Below are 12,722 nucleotides of genomic sequence, written 5' to 3'. Positions count from 1 at the left end.
AATCGTGTGAAATGTCCGCTATGTGCCACTCGATCGGGTGAATAACTGGCCACATTTAGCCTGAACGTCACAAATCGGGCAGATCGTTAACCCACACGTCACGCACGACTCGTCCAGACCACTGGACGAGTCGTGCACGACCTCAGTGCTCCAAGGCACCCGCCGGGACGAACCCGCGGGCCGCATCGTCCAAAAGGGACACTTGCGCGGCGCCGACGTCGAAGTACATCCCGGTCAGCCGCAGCCCGCCGCGCGCCAGCGCCGCGGCCACCACCGGGTAGCCGCGCAGCGTTTCCAGCTGCTGCACCACGTTCTGCAGCGCGAGCTGGTCGGCCTCGGCGGCCGGGCGTTCGCCGCCGAGCAGCAGAGGGGCTTCGCGCGAACGCCGCCGCACCGTCGCCTCGCCGTGCCGCAGCCAGCTGCCGAGCTGCACCAGGCCGTCCGGCGCCTGCCCGAGCAGCGCCTTCATCGCGCCGCAGCCGGAATGCCCGCACACCACGATCTCCGCGACGCCGAGCACGCCCACGGCGTACTCGATCGCCGCGCCCACCGACGAGTCGTCGCCGTCGGCCGGCGGGACGAGGTTGCCGATGTTCCGCACCGTGAACAGGTCACCCGGCCCGCTCGTGGTGATGAGGTTGGGCACGATCCGCGCGTCGCCGCAGGTGATGAACAGCGTGTGCGGCTCCTGGCCGTTCGCCAGCCCGCTCCACGTCTCCCGCAGCAACGGCGCCGTCCGGCGCTGGAACTCCGAAGCACCGCGGCACAGCAGCGAACTCGCCGTGCGCTGGGCGGGCAGCACGACGTGCTCGGCCTGCCACTGCGACCACGGCGCCAGCCACCGCGGCACGACGCGCGCGGCGACGCTGCGGCGCACGGTCGGCGCGCCCGAGGTGCCGCGTTCGAACCACGGGTGCCCGATCTCGTCGACCGTCACCGGCCCGGCGTGCGCCCGCTGCCAGCCGCGCAGGCAGTCGAACGCGGCGTGGTCGAGGTAGTCGACGAGCAGTTCCAACCGCACTTCGGCGTGCGGCGGCACTTCGGCGAGCACCCGGGTCAGCCGCGGCACGGACAGGAACGTCAGCGCGCCTTCGATGACGACGCGGTGGCGGTCGCCGTCCTTCTCGACGTGAATCCCGGAAAAGATCATCCGGCGCAGCATCAGCGCGAGCGCCAGCAGGATCCCGGCGGCGACGCCGGTGAGCAGGTTGACGGCGACCGCGCCGGCCAGCGTGACGGCGTACACCGGCAGGTCGCCGTGGCGCCGGACTTCCTTGAGCCCCTGGAGGTTCACCAGCTTCGTCCCGACGTACACCAGCAGCGCGGCGAGCGCCGCCAGGGGGATCAGCCGCAGCACGCCGGTCAGCAGCAGGCAGGCGGCGAGGATCCAGGCGCAGTGCAGGATCGCCGACGCGCGCGTGCGCGCCCCCGCCTCGTAGTTGGTCATGCTGCGCACGATGACGCCGGTGACCGGGAACCCGCCGAGCGCGCCGGCGGCGACGTTCGCCGCGCCCTGCCCGATCAGCTCGCGGTCGAGGTCGGTGCGCGGGCCGCCGCGCAGCTTGTCCACCGACACCGCGGACAGCAGGCTCTCCAGGCCGGCGATCAGCGCGATGGTGAGGGCGGCGAGCGCGAAGCCGGCCCAGCCGCCGTCGGGCAGCCGCGGCACGACGTCGAGCGCGGGCAGCCCGGCCGGGAGGTCGACGCGCGGCAGGGACATGCCGGTCACGACGGACAGTCCGGTGGCCAGGGCGACCGCGGCCAGCGGCGCCGGCACCCGGCGGACCGCCTTCGGCAGCCGCGGCCACGCCAGCAGCACCGTGAGGGTGACGACACCGATCAGCACGGCCTGGTCGTGGTGCGCGGCGATCCGCCCGGGCAGCGCGAGGACGTTGGCGAGCGCGGAGCCCTGGGCCGTGCCGCCGAGCACGACGTGCAGCTGGCCGAGCACGAGCGTGACGCCGATGCCGGCGAGCAGCCCGTGGACGATGGCCGGTGAGACGGCGAGCGCGGCGCGGGCTAGGCGCGTCAGGCCGAAGAGGATCTGCAGCAGGCCCGCGGCGACGGTGATCGCGCAGGTGACGGGCCAGCCGTGGGTGGCGATCGTGTCGGCCAGCACCACGGTGAGGGCGGCGGACGGGCCGCTGACCTGCAGCGGCGATCCGCCGAAGAGGCTCGCGACCAGCCCGCCGGCGACGGCGGAGATCAGGCCCGAGAGCAGCGGCGCCCCGGCGGCGAAGGCCACGCCGAGGGACAGGGGGACGGCGACGAGGAAGACGACTATCGAAGCGAGGAAATCGTGCTTGAGGTTCTCCGGGAACCGCGGGGTCTTCGGGGGGCCGGTGTCGTGTTCTCCGCGAACGATCTCGATCATGGGGGCAGGATCGCCGAAACCGCGCGAAAAGTCCGCTACGCAAGCATTTCTCGCGTTTGTCCCGGTACGGATCGGTTCGCTTCGGCGACCTTTCAGGCGAAAACCACCGCGGCAACCTCCGCCGATCGCGTGGTGTGGATCTTGCCGCGGCACTCAGCGCGACGATGAGGGACCTTCGGGTCTGGTTGTGCCCGTGGTCACACCCGATGTGCTGAATTCACGCCTTTTCCGCGACCGCGAGCATCGCGCGGGTGATCACGGCGAGGTCGTCGTCAGTCGAAACGTACGGCGGCATCGCGTAGACGAGGTCCCGGAACGGCCGCAGCCAGGCGCCGTGCTCGAGTGCGACGTCGGTGGCCACGGCCATGTCGACGGCGTGGTCGAGCTGCAGCACGCCGATCCCGCCGAGCACCCGGACGTCGGCCACCGAGCCGAGGTCGCGCGCCGGCGCGAGGCCGTCGAGCAGGCCCTTCTCGAGCCGGGTGACGTCCTGGCGCCACGCGCCGTCCGCCAGCAGGCCGAGCGAGGCGTTCGCGACCGCCGAGGCCAGCGGGTTGCCCATGAACGTCGGGCCGTGCGCCAGGACCGGCAGCGCGCCGCGGGAGATGCCCGCCGCGACCTCCGGCGTGCACAGCGCGGCCGCCATGCTGAGGTAGCCGCCGGTCAGCGCCTTGCCGACGCAGAGCACGTCCGGCGTCACGCCCGCGTGTTCGGCGGCGAACAACGCGCCGGTGCGGCCGAAGCCGGTCGCGATCTCGTCGAAGATCAGCAGGACGTCGTGCGCCTCGGTCAGCTCCCGCAACGCGCGCAGGTACGCCGGGCTGTGGAACCGCATCCCACCCGCGCCCTGCACGACCGGTTCGACGATCACCGCGGCCAGTTCCCCGGCGTGCGCGCCGATCGCGTCGGCCAAGGCGTCCACATAGGACGGATCCGGCGGCGTGTCGAAGCCGGCCGGCGGGGCGGGCACGAAGACCTGCTCGGGCAGGACGCCGCGCCACAGCGAGTGCATGCCGCCGTCGGGGTCGCAGACGCTCATCGGCGTGAAGGTGTCGCCGTGGTAGCCGCCGCGCCAGGTCAGCAGCTTGCGCTTGTCGGGCAGCCCGCGCGAACGCTGGTACTGCAGGCACATCTTCGCGGCGACCTCGACCGACACCGAACCGGAGTCGCAGAGGAAGACGTGCTCGAGCCCGTCGGGCGTGAGGTCGACGAGGGTCTTGGCGAGGGTGATCGCGGGCTCGTGGGTCAGGCCGCCGAACATGACGTGGCTCATCCGCCCGGCCTGGGCGGCGAGCGCGGCGTCGAGCACCGGGTGCCGGTAGCCGTGGACGGCCGACCACCACGACGACATCCCGTCGACGAGCTCCCGGCCGTCGGCGAGCGTCAGCCGCACCCCGCTCGCCTCGGTGACCAGCAGCGAGGGCACCTTCGCCGGCATCGGCGCGTAAGGGTGCCAGACGTGCTGGGCGTCGAGGGCGAGCAGGTCGGCGGAGTCCATCCGCCGACCCTACGACGTCAGCGCAGCCGGACGGGCAGCGCCTCCAACTCGTGCACCAGGGAGCTGGGCCGGTAGGCCAGGTCGCCCGGCTTGGCGTCCAGCGCGAGGTCCGGGAACCGCGCCAGCAGGCCGGCCAGCGCGATCTCGGCCTCCAGCCGGGCCAGCGGCGCACCGACGCAGTAGTGGATGCCGTGGCCGAACGCGAGGTGCCCGCCCGCCGCGCGCGTGACGTCGAGCCGGTCCGGCTCCGGGAACCGCTCGCCGTCGCGGTTCGCGCCCAGCAGCGAGATCAGCACGAACTCGCCCTCCGGGATGGTCACTTCGCCCGCTTCGACCGGCTCCGCGGTGAACCGGAGCGTGGCCAGGTGGATCGGGCCGTCGAAGCGGAGGAGCTCCTCGACCGCGCCCGGCATCAGCGACGGGTCGGCGCGCAGCAGCGCCAGCTGCTCCGGCTCGCGCAGCAGCGCCAGGACGCTGTTGGCGATCAGGTTCACCGTGGTCTCGTGCCCGGCGACCAGCAGCAGGAACGCCATCGAGATGAGCTCGTCCCCGGACAGCGAGTCGCCGTCGTCGCTCGCGTGCACCAGGTCCGACAGCAGGTCCTCGGCCGGCTCGGCGCGCTTCTGCTCGACCAGGCCGGTGAGGTAGGTGAGCATGCTCTGCGCCGCGTGCTGCGCGGCCTCCGGCGCCGACGCGCTCAGCAGCGTCTTCGACCAGGCCGAGAACTCGGTGCGGTCCTCCGGGGCGACGCCCAGCAGCTCGCAGATCACGGTGATCGGCAGCGGGGCGGCGAACGCCGGCAGCAGGTCGACCCGCTCCTGACCGGCCAGAGCGTCCAGCAGCTCGGCGGTGATCTCTTCGATCCGCGGGCGCAGCCGGGCGACCGTGCGGCCGGTGAACGCCTTGTTCACCAGCTTGCGCAGCCGCGAGTGGTCCGGCGGGTCGGTGTTGAGCATGTGCCGCCCGAGCGCTTCGCCGAAGCCGCCCTGGTTGGTCGCCCCGGCCGGGAGCTTCGCCTCGAACAGCTCGTACGCGCGCCGGTTGTCCTTGTGCAGCCGCGGATCCGCGAGCAACGCCCGCGCCTGCGCGAAGTCCGTGACGACGTAGCAGTCCAGGCCACGCGGCATCCGCACGCGGCGCACCGGGCCGCCGGCCCGCAGCAGTTCCGCGAACAGGTGCGCGTCCTGCGCGAAGTCCTCGGCCACTTCCATCGTCGTCATACCGCCCCCCATGAGTCCGCCTCAGCGCTCGGCGAGTGCCGCCACCACGCGCTCGGTCACGTCCTGCCAGTATGCCCGCTGTTCCTCGCGTTCCTCCGCGTCCGAAAGCCATTCCTGGTGGAACCGCAGCGTGGTCTTGCCGCCGGCACCGCTCAGCCGCACCTGGACCGTCGAGTCGTGGTCCCAGTCGCTCGGCCGCCAGGTCAGCCGCACGCGGTCGCCCTCGACGAAGCTGCGGATCTCGCCGACCGTGCCGGTCACCGTCTCGTACTCCGCGCCCGGCTCCCGCGGCAGCTCGACGCCCGGCCCCAGCCAGATCGCGACGCCGTCCCGGCTGACCAGGAAGTCCCACACCGTTTCCGCCGTGTACGGCAAGGTGCGCGAGACCCCGATGTTCCACCCCACATCGGCCGTCTTCCCCACTGAAGAAGTCATGGAGCCATCCTCCCACCGGGGTACGACAAAACCCGTCCCCGGCCCGGGTGCAGGATCGTCAACCGTGCGCTACCGCCCCATTTCCCCCCCCCCCCCCCCCCGTCCTGGCCGAAGAACTGACCGACCGCATCGACGCGCTCACCGGGCGGCGACGGATCGCGGTCGCCGTCGACGGCGCGGCGGGTGCGACGGAAACCACAGAACTCGCCGACGCCCTGGTCGACCCGCTGCGGCTGCGCGGCCGAGCGACCCTTCGCGTGTCCGCGCGCGACTTCCTGCGGCCCGCGTCCCTGCGCTTCGAACACGGCCGCACCGATCCCGACGCCCGCTACACCGACTGGCTCGACGTCGGCGCCCTGCGCCGCGAAGTGCTCGACCCGCTCGGGGAGAACGGCTCGGGCGAGGTCCTGCCGTCGCTGTGGGACGCCGAGCGCGACCGCGCGACCCGCGCCGAGCGCGTGCCGGTGCCCGACGGCGGCGTCGTGCTGGTCGACGGCGAGCTGCTGCTGGGCGCCGGCCTGGCCTTCGACCTGGCCGTGCACCTGTGGCTCTCCCCCGCGGCCCTGCGCCGCCGCGTGCCGGACGCCTGGGCGGTCCCGGCCTACGAGCGGTACGAGGAAGAGGTGGACCCGAGCGCGCTGGCCGACGTCGTCGTGCGCGTCGACGACCCGCGGCACCCGGCGCTCTACACGCCTTAGCGGACGACGGCCACCGGGTCGCCGTCCAGCAGGCCCGCCAGCCGCCCGGCCATCGTGTCCCAGCGCCAGTTCTCCGTCACCCAGGCCCGCCCGGCCTCGCCCATCCGGCGCGCGCGCACCGGGTCGGCCAGCAGGCTGGCCACGGTCTCGGCGAGCTGGCCGGTGTCCGGGCCCTCGACGACGTGCCCGGTGACCTCGTCGAGCACCGCTTCGGGCGCGCCGCCGGAGTTGCCCGCGACCACCGGCAGGCCGGTCGCGGAGGCCTCCAGGTAGACGATGCCGAGCCCTTCGACGTCGAGGCCCTTGCCGCGCGTGCGGGCCGGCATGGCGAAGACGTCGCCGGCCGCGTAGTGCGCCGGCAGCTCCGCCCACGGCACCGATCCGGTGAGCACGACGTCGCGCTCCAGGCCGAGCTCGGTGACCAACCCGGTCAGTGCCTTGCGGTACGGGCCGCCGCCGACGATCAACAGAGCCGCGTCCGGGACTCGCTCGCGGATCTTCGGCAGCGCGCGGATCAGCTGGTCCTGGCCCTTGCGCGGGACGAGCCGCGACACGCACACGACGGTCGGGCGGTCGGAAAGGCCGTGCCGCGCCCGGATTTCCGCGCGCCCGGCCGGGTCCGGTTTGTACAGCCCGGTGTCCACTCCGGACGGCAGCAGCTCCAGCCCGGCCATCGGGCCGAACGCGGCGGCGAACCGGCCGCGGGTGTAGCGGCTGACGTAGGTGACGACGTCCACGGTGTCGCCGATGCGCCGCAACGCCTGGCGCGAGCCGGGAAGCATGGACCAGCCGACCTCGTGGCCGTGCGTGGACGCCACGATCCGCCGCGCACCGGCCTGGCGCAGGGAATGCCCCAGCAGCGCGAGCGGCGCGGCCGCGCCGAACCAGACGGCTTCGCAGTCCCTCGCACGCATGATCTGCTTCGCGCGGCGAAGGACGTCCGGCGTCGGCAGCATCAGCGACGTCGGGTGCCGGACGACCTCGAACGGCGCCTCGGCGTCGAACTCCTCGTGCGACCCGGTCCGCGACTCCCACGACGGCGCGTAGACGACCAGGTCGTCCGCCGGCAGCCGGGTGGCGAGGGAGTTCAGGTAGTTCTGGATCCCCCCGGGCCGCGGCGGGAAGTCGTTGGTCACCAGCAGGGTCTTGAGCACGCCTCAGAGGCTAGCGGCCGTCCCGTACGGCGAAGGGGCGGCACCGCGTGTGCGGTGCCGCCCCTTCGTGGTGCTCGGGTCAGGACGTCGGGCGCCGGGCGCCCGCGTACTGGCTCTGCAGCGGCGAGATCTTCACGACGTCACCCGTGTCGGGCGCGTGGACCATCTTGCCGTCACCGATGTACATGCCGACGTGCGAAACGGGCGAGTAGTAGAACACGAGGTCGCCCGGCTGGAGCTGGTCCCGCGGCACCGCGGCACCGAAGGTGGACTGCTCGCGGCTCGACCGGGGCAGCGTGATGCCCGCCTGCTTGTAGGCCCACAGCATCAGGCCCGAGCAGTCGAACGTGCTCGGCCCGGTGGCGCCCCAGACGTACGCGCTGCCGAGCTTGCTCAGCGCCGCGTCCAGCGCGGTCTGGGCGGCCGCGGTGGGGGCCTTGAGACCGGTGGGCGAGCCGCCGGTGTCCCTCTGCTGGGCCTTGTCGAGCGCGCTCAGGTTCTTGTTGGCCGCCTTGAGCTGATCGATCTGGTCGTTCAGCGACTTCTGCTTGGCCTTGATGTCGTCGGTCAGCTTGGCCGCGGCGTCACGGGCGTCCTGCGCGCGCTTCGCGGCGTCGGAAGCCTTGTTCGTGGCGTCGGTGGCCTGCTGGACGGCACCGGTGAGGTTGCCCATCGCGCCGTTCTTCTCGGTCGCGATGACCTCGAGAGCCGAGGAGCGGTCCAGGAAGTCCTGAGTGGACGTGCCGGCCAGCAGCGCGGACAGCTTGTTCAGCTGGACACCGCTGGTGAACGACGCACCGGCGAACTTGTCGACCTCGGTCTGGTACTTCTTCTGGTTCTCGGCTGCTACGGCGGCCTGGTCCTTGGCCGCGTTGACGTCGCCGGTGGCCTTGTCGAGCTCGGCCTGCTTGGCCTTCAGGTCGTCCTGGGCCTTGAGCAGGTCTTCGTTGAGCTTTTCGGCCTGGGCCGCGAGGTCGCGGTACTGGGCGAGGGCGTCCGAACCGGTGGGCGGGGCCTGGAGGACGGGGACTGGGGCGGCGGTGGCCGTCGGCTGGGCGAAGGTGACGAGGGTGATCACCGAAGCCGCCGCGAGGGCACCTGAAACCACGCGCCTAACTGGATGCGACTGCACGGTCGCGCGGGTCTCCTTTGCGTCTCGGCCGCCGTGGGGACCGGGGCGCGAAGAGGTCGGGGGTTCCTCTTCGCCGCTGTCCCTGTCACCGCGCGCGAGCCGTCTTCTTCCGCAACAGCTGCAGCGCGGTGGTGGTTCCGGTTCCCAGCTTCCCGACAAAGCTGCGTCCGGCGGCGATCCCGTGTCGCCGCCCTTATCGACGGCCGGGGCCACGAGATCTCGGACAGGTTACGAAAAGACCGCCTGCGCGTCCACCACCTCCCCGGCAAAAACTCTCCGTAGCGCCGCTAAACCCGATCGGACCTGCGGTGGAAAAAACATGTGATGGGCGTTACACGCTGGGGTTTCTCCGGAGGCCTTTTCGGTCACCGACCGTTCATCGGATCCGATCGACCACTCGGCGCGCCGACACGAAACGGGCGCGTCAGGCGGTCCGCCGTTCCTCGACCAGGCGCAGCCGCGGCACCATCCCGGCCTCGGCGAGCGCGTCCACGGCCCGCCGTTCGTCGGCGTCCCAGACGACCGCAGGTGGCGCGCCGAGCAGGACGCTCACGACGCAGTCGTGGCAGGAGATTCCGCGCACCACGCAACGGTCGCAGTCGACCACGACGTTCTCGATGTCCGCAACCGAAATGTGCGAGACGTCCACTTCGGACAGCTCGGGGGTGTCGTGCATGAGGTCCTCCTCACGTCGGAACTGACTTGACGAGGACGGTAGGCGCTACCACCGACAGTTTCGGTCGGTCACACCCGCGAGAGGCGGCTGACCAGCACGGCTGAGGGCGTCGGATGCGCTCCGCGACCGCGTACGGAGTCGGCGACCGCCCGGTCGGACGTCGCCACCACCATCGGCCGGCCCGCGGGCTCGGCCGCCACGATGTTGCGGATCACGTCGTCGGCGAGGACCCCGCGGTCGGAGAACAGCACCCGGACCCCGCGCGGCACCGAAGCCGGGACCGACAGCACGCCGGCGCCGTCGAACACCACCGTCACCTCGGCCGACGTGCGCGCCGCCAGCGCGGACAGCTGGTGGATCAGCCGGTCGCGCTGGTCGGCCAGGGCCAGCTCGGGGTAGCCGGTCTTCGTGACGTTGTAGCCGTCGACGATCAGGTGCACGTTGGGCAGCGCCAGGTAGCGGTCCAACGTGGACACGTCGGCGATCTTGCCGCCCTGGCCGGTGCCGGTGCTGGCACCGCGGACCATGTCGGCGGGCCGGGCGCCGCGCGAGCTCAGGGAGAGCTCGCGGCGCAACCCCGTGACCGCGCCGTCGATCGTGTCGATGAGCAGCGCGAGCCGCACTTCGTCGGCTTCGCGGGCTTCACGCGCGGATTGGCGGGCGATGTCGGCGTCCGCGTCCGCGCGTTCGGCGCGGGCGCGTTCGTTGGCGACGCGCTGGCGTTCCCGGTCGAGCTGGGCGTTCAGGGTGGCGATTTCTTCCGCTCGCGCGCCGGCTCCGCGTTCGGCGTCTGCCGAAACCGCTTCGGCCGCGTCTTTGGCCTGGCGAAGCTGGACGCCTTGCTCGCGAAGGCGCTTCAACAGCTTCTCGACTTCGCCCTCACGCTCGCCTCGCGCGTTCTCGGCGGCGTTCTTGGCCTCGGCGAGCTCGACGCGCAGCTGCGCGAGTTCGGCTTCGAGGCGCTGGTTGCGGGCCAGCGCGGCGTCGCGCTCGGCGCGCAGGGCGTTTTCCTCGGCGTTCTTGGCGACGAGCCGGACGCGCCCGGCCGCGCCGGACTCCCCGAGCAGGACGGCGGCCGCCGCCGCGGCGACCGAGTCGGCCGCGTTCGGGTCGAGCGCGTCGGTGCGGTGCTCGCGCAGCCACTCGATGACGGCGGTGCGGAACTGGGCCGACTCGCCGAGCGCGGTGAGCAGCGCGGCGCCGCCCAGCTTGGCCCGCTTGGCCGGGGCGAACTTCGCGACCGGCCGCAGCTGGCGGGGCACGTCGGTGGCGGGCAGCTTGGCGACGGCGGCGGCCGAGAGCTCGGCGATCCGGTCGCGGACCGGCTCCGGCAGCGCGGGCCAGGTGGCCGGTTCGGGCCGCTCGGCCTCCTCCTCAGCCTGCTCCGGGCGCGCCGCGACACCCGACGGACCGGCGGGGTCCTCGGGCGGCTCCGGCACGAGCGGCTGCGGGTGCATTGGTCCAGGGTAGGCCCCGCCCCCGCATCGCGCGCCGCGCGGCACACGGACCGGCCGCGACCGGAAACCGTCAGCGCCCATCCGCGGCCCCGCCCCGGCCGGGGGCCCCGCCACCCGCACCCCCGAAAAACTGTCGGTGGTCACCTCTACTCTCCCGCACATGCGTTCGATCCAGGCTCAGCTCGCGTTCGACGAGCTCGGAACTCCCTTGCGGGACACGACTTTCGTGGTGTTCGACCTCGAGACGACCGGGGCGGCGCCCGGTCCGTCCGGCATCACGGAGATCGGTGCGGTGAAGGTGCGCGGGGGCGAGGTGCTGGGCGAGTTCGGGACGCTGGTCAACCCGGGGATGGTGATCCCGCCGCAGATCGTCTCGCTGACGGGCATCACCCAGGCGATGGTCTACGACGCGCCGCCGATCGAGGAGGTGCTGCCGGCGTTCCTCGAGTTCATCGGCGGTTCGGTGCTGGTGGCGCACAACTCGGGGTTCGACACGTCCCACATGCGGGCCGCGTGCGAAGGACACGGTTATGTGTGGCCGAAGCTGACGGTCGTCTGCACGGTCCGGCTGGCGCGACGCGTGGTCCCGCGTGACGAGGTCGGCCGCTACAACCTGACGGCGCTGGCGCTGCTGTTCGGCGCGCGGACGCGGCCGACGCACCGGGCGCTCGACGACGCCCGCGCCACGGTCGACGTGCTGCACGGGCTGCTGGAGCGCGTCGGCAACCTGGGCGTCCATTCGCTCGAAGAGCTGATGGGCTACCTGCCCGAGGTCACGGTCGCGCAGCGGGCCAAGCGGCACCTGGCGGCGGACCTGCCGTCGGCGCCGGGCGTCTACCTCTTCAAGGGGCCGAAGGACGAGGTTCTGTACGTCGGCACGGCGAAGGACCTCCGGCGGCGCGTGCGGACGTACTTCACCGGTTCGGAGGGGCGCAGCCGGATCCGCGAGATGGTCGGGCTGGCCGAGCGCGTCGACCACGTCGTGTGCGCGCACGCGCTGGAGGCGGAGGTACGGGAGCTGCGGCTGATCGCGGCGCACAAGCCCGCGTACAACCGGCGGTCGAAGAACCGGCACCAGGGCTGGTGGATCGGGCTGACGGAGGAGGCGTTCCCCCGGCTGTCGGTGGTCCGCCTGCCGCGGCCGGGGGTGCTCGGCCCGTTCCGCAACCAGGCGGACGCGCGCGCGACGGCGGACACGCTGGCCGGGGCGTCCGGGCTGCGGACGTGCACCCAGCGGATTTCGCCCCGGACGGCGAACGGGACCCCGTGCGTGCTGGCGGAGCTGGGGCGGTGCGGGGCGCCGTGCGCGGGCCGCCAGAGCGTGGAGGCGTACGTCCCGTCGGTCGAGTCGGCGTCGGGCCTGATCGCGGGGCTGGACGGCGGCCCGCTGCACGTGGCGGCGGCCCAGGTGGAGCGCCTGGCGGAGGGGCAGCACTTCGAGCAGGCGGCCCGCCACCGCGACGAGCTGGCGGCCCTGATCCGCGCGTTGGGAAGGGCGCACCGCCAGTCGGCGCTGGCGTCGATCGCGGAGCTGATCGCGGCGGCCCCGGACGGAGCGGGGGGCTGGGAGCTGTCGGTGATCCGCTACGGCCGCTTGGCCTCGGCGGGCGTGGCGCGGCGAGGGGTGCCGCCGATGCCGGTGGTGGAGGCGCTGGTCGCCTCGGCGGAGACGGTGCTGCCGGACCCGGGGCCGTTGAACGGGGCCCCGCCGGAGGAGGTCGGAGTGCTGTTGCGCTGGCTGGCCCGGCCGGGGGTGAGGCTGGTGCGGACGACGAGGCCCTGGGCGGAACCGGCCGCCGTGGCGGGCTGGCGGGGATGGCTGGACCTGGTTTCGAGCGCGCACTCCCTGGAGCACGTGGGGTGAGCTCTGGCTGGGCTGGGCTGGGCTGGGCTGGGCTGGGCTGGAAAGAAGCTAATCCGGCAGCCGAAAGCCGCAAGGGAGGGCCAACGAGACCAGACCTCCCCGCAACCCCGATCCAAAGCCCGAACACGGCCGGCGGTGGGGGGGGGGGGGGAGAGCTTTCCCCTTTCCCCCGCCACCCCCAACCTCGCACCCCCCCCGCCCTCGGGTGTGTGGA

At 72.8% G+C, this 12,722-nt stretch carries 10 protein-coding genes; 2 read left to right on the top strand and 8 right to left on the bottom strand.

Annotated features, from left to right (window positions below):
• Window positions 1-142 precede the first annotated feature (142 nt).
• The 4 genes from ACZ7OH_RS39675 to ACZ7OH_RS39660 form a co-directional block, all read right to left on the bottom strand.
• Window positions 143-2,374: a bifunctional SulP family inorganic anion transporter/carbonic anhydrase gene (locus ACZ7OH_RS39675; protein ID WP_470285615.1), complete on the bottom strand. Its 2,232-nt coding sequence runs from the start codon at window positions 2,372-2,374 to the stop codon at window positions 143-145.
• A 217-nt stretch (window positions 2,375-2,591) separates the two neighbouring features.
• Window positions 2,592-3,872: an adenosylmethionine--8-amino-7-oxononanoate transaminase gene (locus ACZ7OH_RS39670; protein WP_470285614.1), complete on the bottom strand. Its 1,281-nt coding sequence runs from the start codon at window positions 3,870-3,872 to the stop codon at window positions 2,592-2,594.
• 17 nt (window positions 3,873-3,889) lie between these two features.
• Window positions 3,890-5,092 carry a cytochrome P450 family protein gene (locus ACZ7OH_RS39665; protein WP_470285613.1) on the bottom strand — a complete coding sequence of 401 codons (1,203 nt, stop codon included), beginning with the start codon at window positions 5,090-5,092 and terminating at the stop codon, window positions 3,890-3,892.
• A gap of 21 nt (window positions 5,093-5,113) precedes the next feature.
• Complete coding sequence (locus ACZ7OH_RS39660) at window positions 5,114-5,527, bottom strand: SRPBCC family protein (RefSeq protein ID WP_470285612.1); 414 nt, start codon at window positions 5,525-5,527, stop codon at window positions 5,114-5,116.
• 47 nt (window positions 5,528-5,574) lie between these two features.
• Between ACZ7OH_RS39660 and ACZ7OH_RS39655 the strand changes: the two genes are divergently transcribed.
• The gene (locus tag ACZ7OH_RS39655) at window positions 5,575-6,225 is read left to right on the top strand and encodes a nucleoside/nucleotide kinase family protein (protein WP_470285611.1); all 651 of its coding nucleotides are present in this window, start codon (window positions 5,575-5,577) and stop codon (window positions 6,223-6,225) included.
• On the opposite strand, the gene ACZ7OH_RS39650 is transcribed toward ACZ7OH_RS39655, so the two are convergent.
• The 4 genes from ACZ7OH_RS39650 to ACZ7OH_RS39635 form a co-directional block, all read right to left on the bottom strand.
• The gene (locus ACZ7OH_RS39650; protein ID WP_470285610.1) at window positions 6,222-7,379 is read right to left on the bottom strand and encodes a glycosyltransferase family 4 protein; all 1,158 of its coding nucleotides are present in this window, start codon (window positions 7,377-7,379) and stop codon (window positions 6,222-6,224) included. The genes ACZ7OH_RS39655 and ACZ7OH_RS39650 overlap by 4 nt on opposite strands.
• Before the next feature lie 79 nt (window positions 7,380-7,458).
• Entirely contained in the window at window positions 7,459-8,511 is a 1,053-nt protein-coding gene (locus ACZ7OH_RS39645; RefSeq protein ID WP_470285609.1) for a C40 family peptidase, read from the bottom strand.
• Window positions 8,512-8,935: 424 nt separating this feature from the next.
• Window positions 8,936-9,187, bottom strand: coding sequence for a hypothetical protein (locus tag ACZ7OH_RS39640; protein WP_470285608.1), 252 nt, complete (start codon window positions 9,185-9,187; stop codon window positions 8,936-8,938).
• A gap of 68 nt (window positions 9,188-9,255) precedes the next feature.
• On the bottom strand, window positions 9,256-10,644 hold the full coding sequence (locus tag ACZ7OH_RS39635) for an NYN domain-containing protein (protein WP_470285607.1): 1,389 nt from the start codon (window positions 10,642-10,644) through the stop codon (window positions 9,256-9,258).
• Window positions 10,645-10,804: 160 nt separating this feature from the next.
• On the opposite strand from ACZ7OH_RS39635, the gene ACZ7OH_RS39630 reads away from it, so the two are divergent.
• The gene (locus tag ACZ7OH_RS39630) at window positions 10,805-12,508 is read left to right on the top strand and encodes a DEDD exonuclease domain-containing protein (RefSeq protein WP_470285606.1); all 1,704 of its coding nucleotides are present in this window, start codon (window positions 10,805-10,807) and stop codon (window positions 12,506-12,508) included.
• Window positions 12,509-12,722 lie beyond the last annotated feature (214 nt).

This window comes from Amycolatopsis sp. NPDC114478, assembly GCF_055633805.1.
The sequence above is the reverse complement of the archived record's forward strand: the minus strand, read 5'-3'. Positions and strand labels throughout refer to the sequence as shown.

Coding starts and splice junctions, on each gene's coding strand:
- ACZ7OH_RS39675 (WP_470285615.1), bottom strand. CDS start 2,374: ATGATCGAGATCGTTCGCGGAGAACACGACACCGGCCCCCCGAAGACC.
- ACZ7OH_RS39670 (WP_470285614.1), bottom strand. CDS start 3,872: ATGGACTCCGCCGACCTGCTCGCCCTCGACGCCCAGCACGTCTGGCAC.
- ACZ7OH_RS39665 (WP_470285613.1), bottom strand. CDS start 5,092: ATGACGACGATGGAAGTGGCCGAGGACTTCGCGCAGGACGCGCACCTG.
- ACZ7OH_RS39660 (WP_470285612.1), bottom strand. CDS start 5,527: ATGACTTCTTCAGTGGGGAAGACGGCCGATGTGGGGTGGAACATCGGG.
- ACZ7OH_RS39640 (WP_470285608.1), bottom strand. CDS start 9,187: ATGCACGACACCCCCGAGCTGTCCGAAGTGGACGTCTCGCACATTTCG.
- ACZ7OH_RS39635 (WP_470285607.1), bottom strand. CDS start 10,644: ATGCACCCGCAGCCGCTCGTGCCGGAGCCGCCCGAGGACCCCGCCGGT.
- ACZ7OH_RS39630 (WP_470285606.1), top strand. CDS start 10,805: ATGCGTTCGATCCAGGCTCAGCTCGCGTTCGACGAGCTCGGAACTCCC.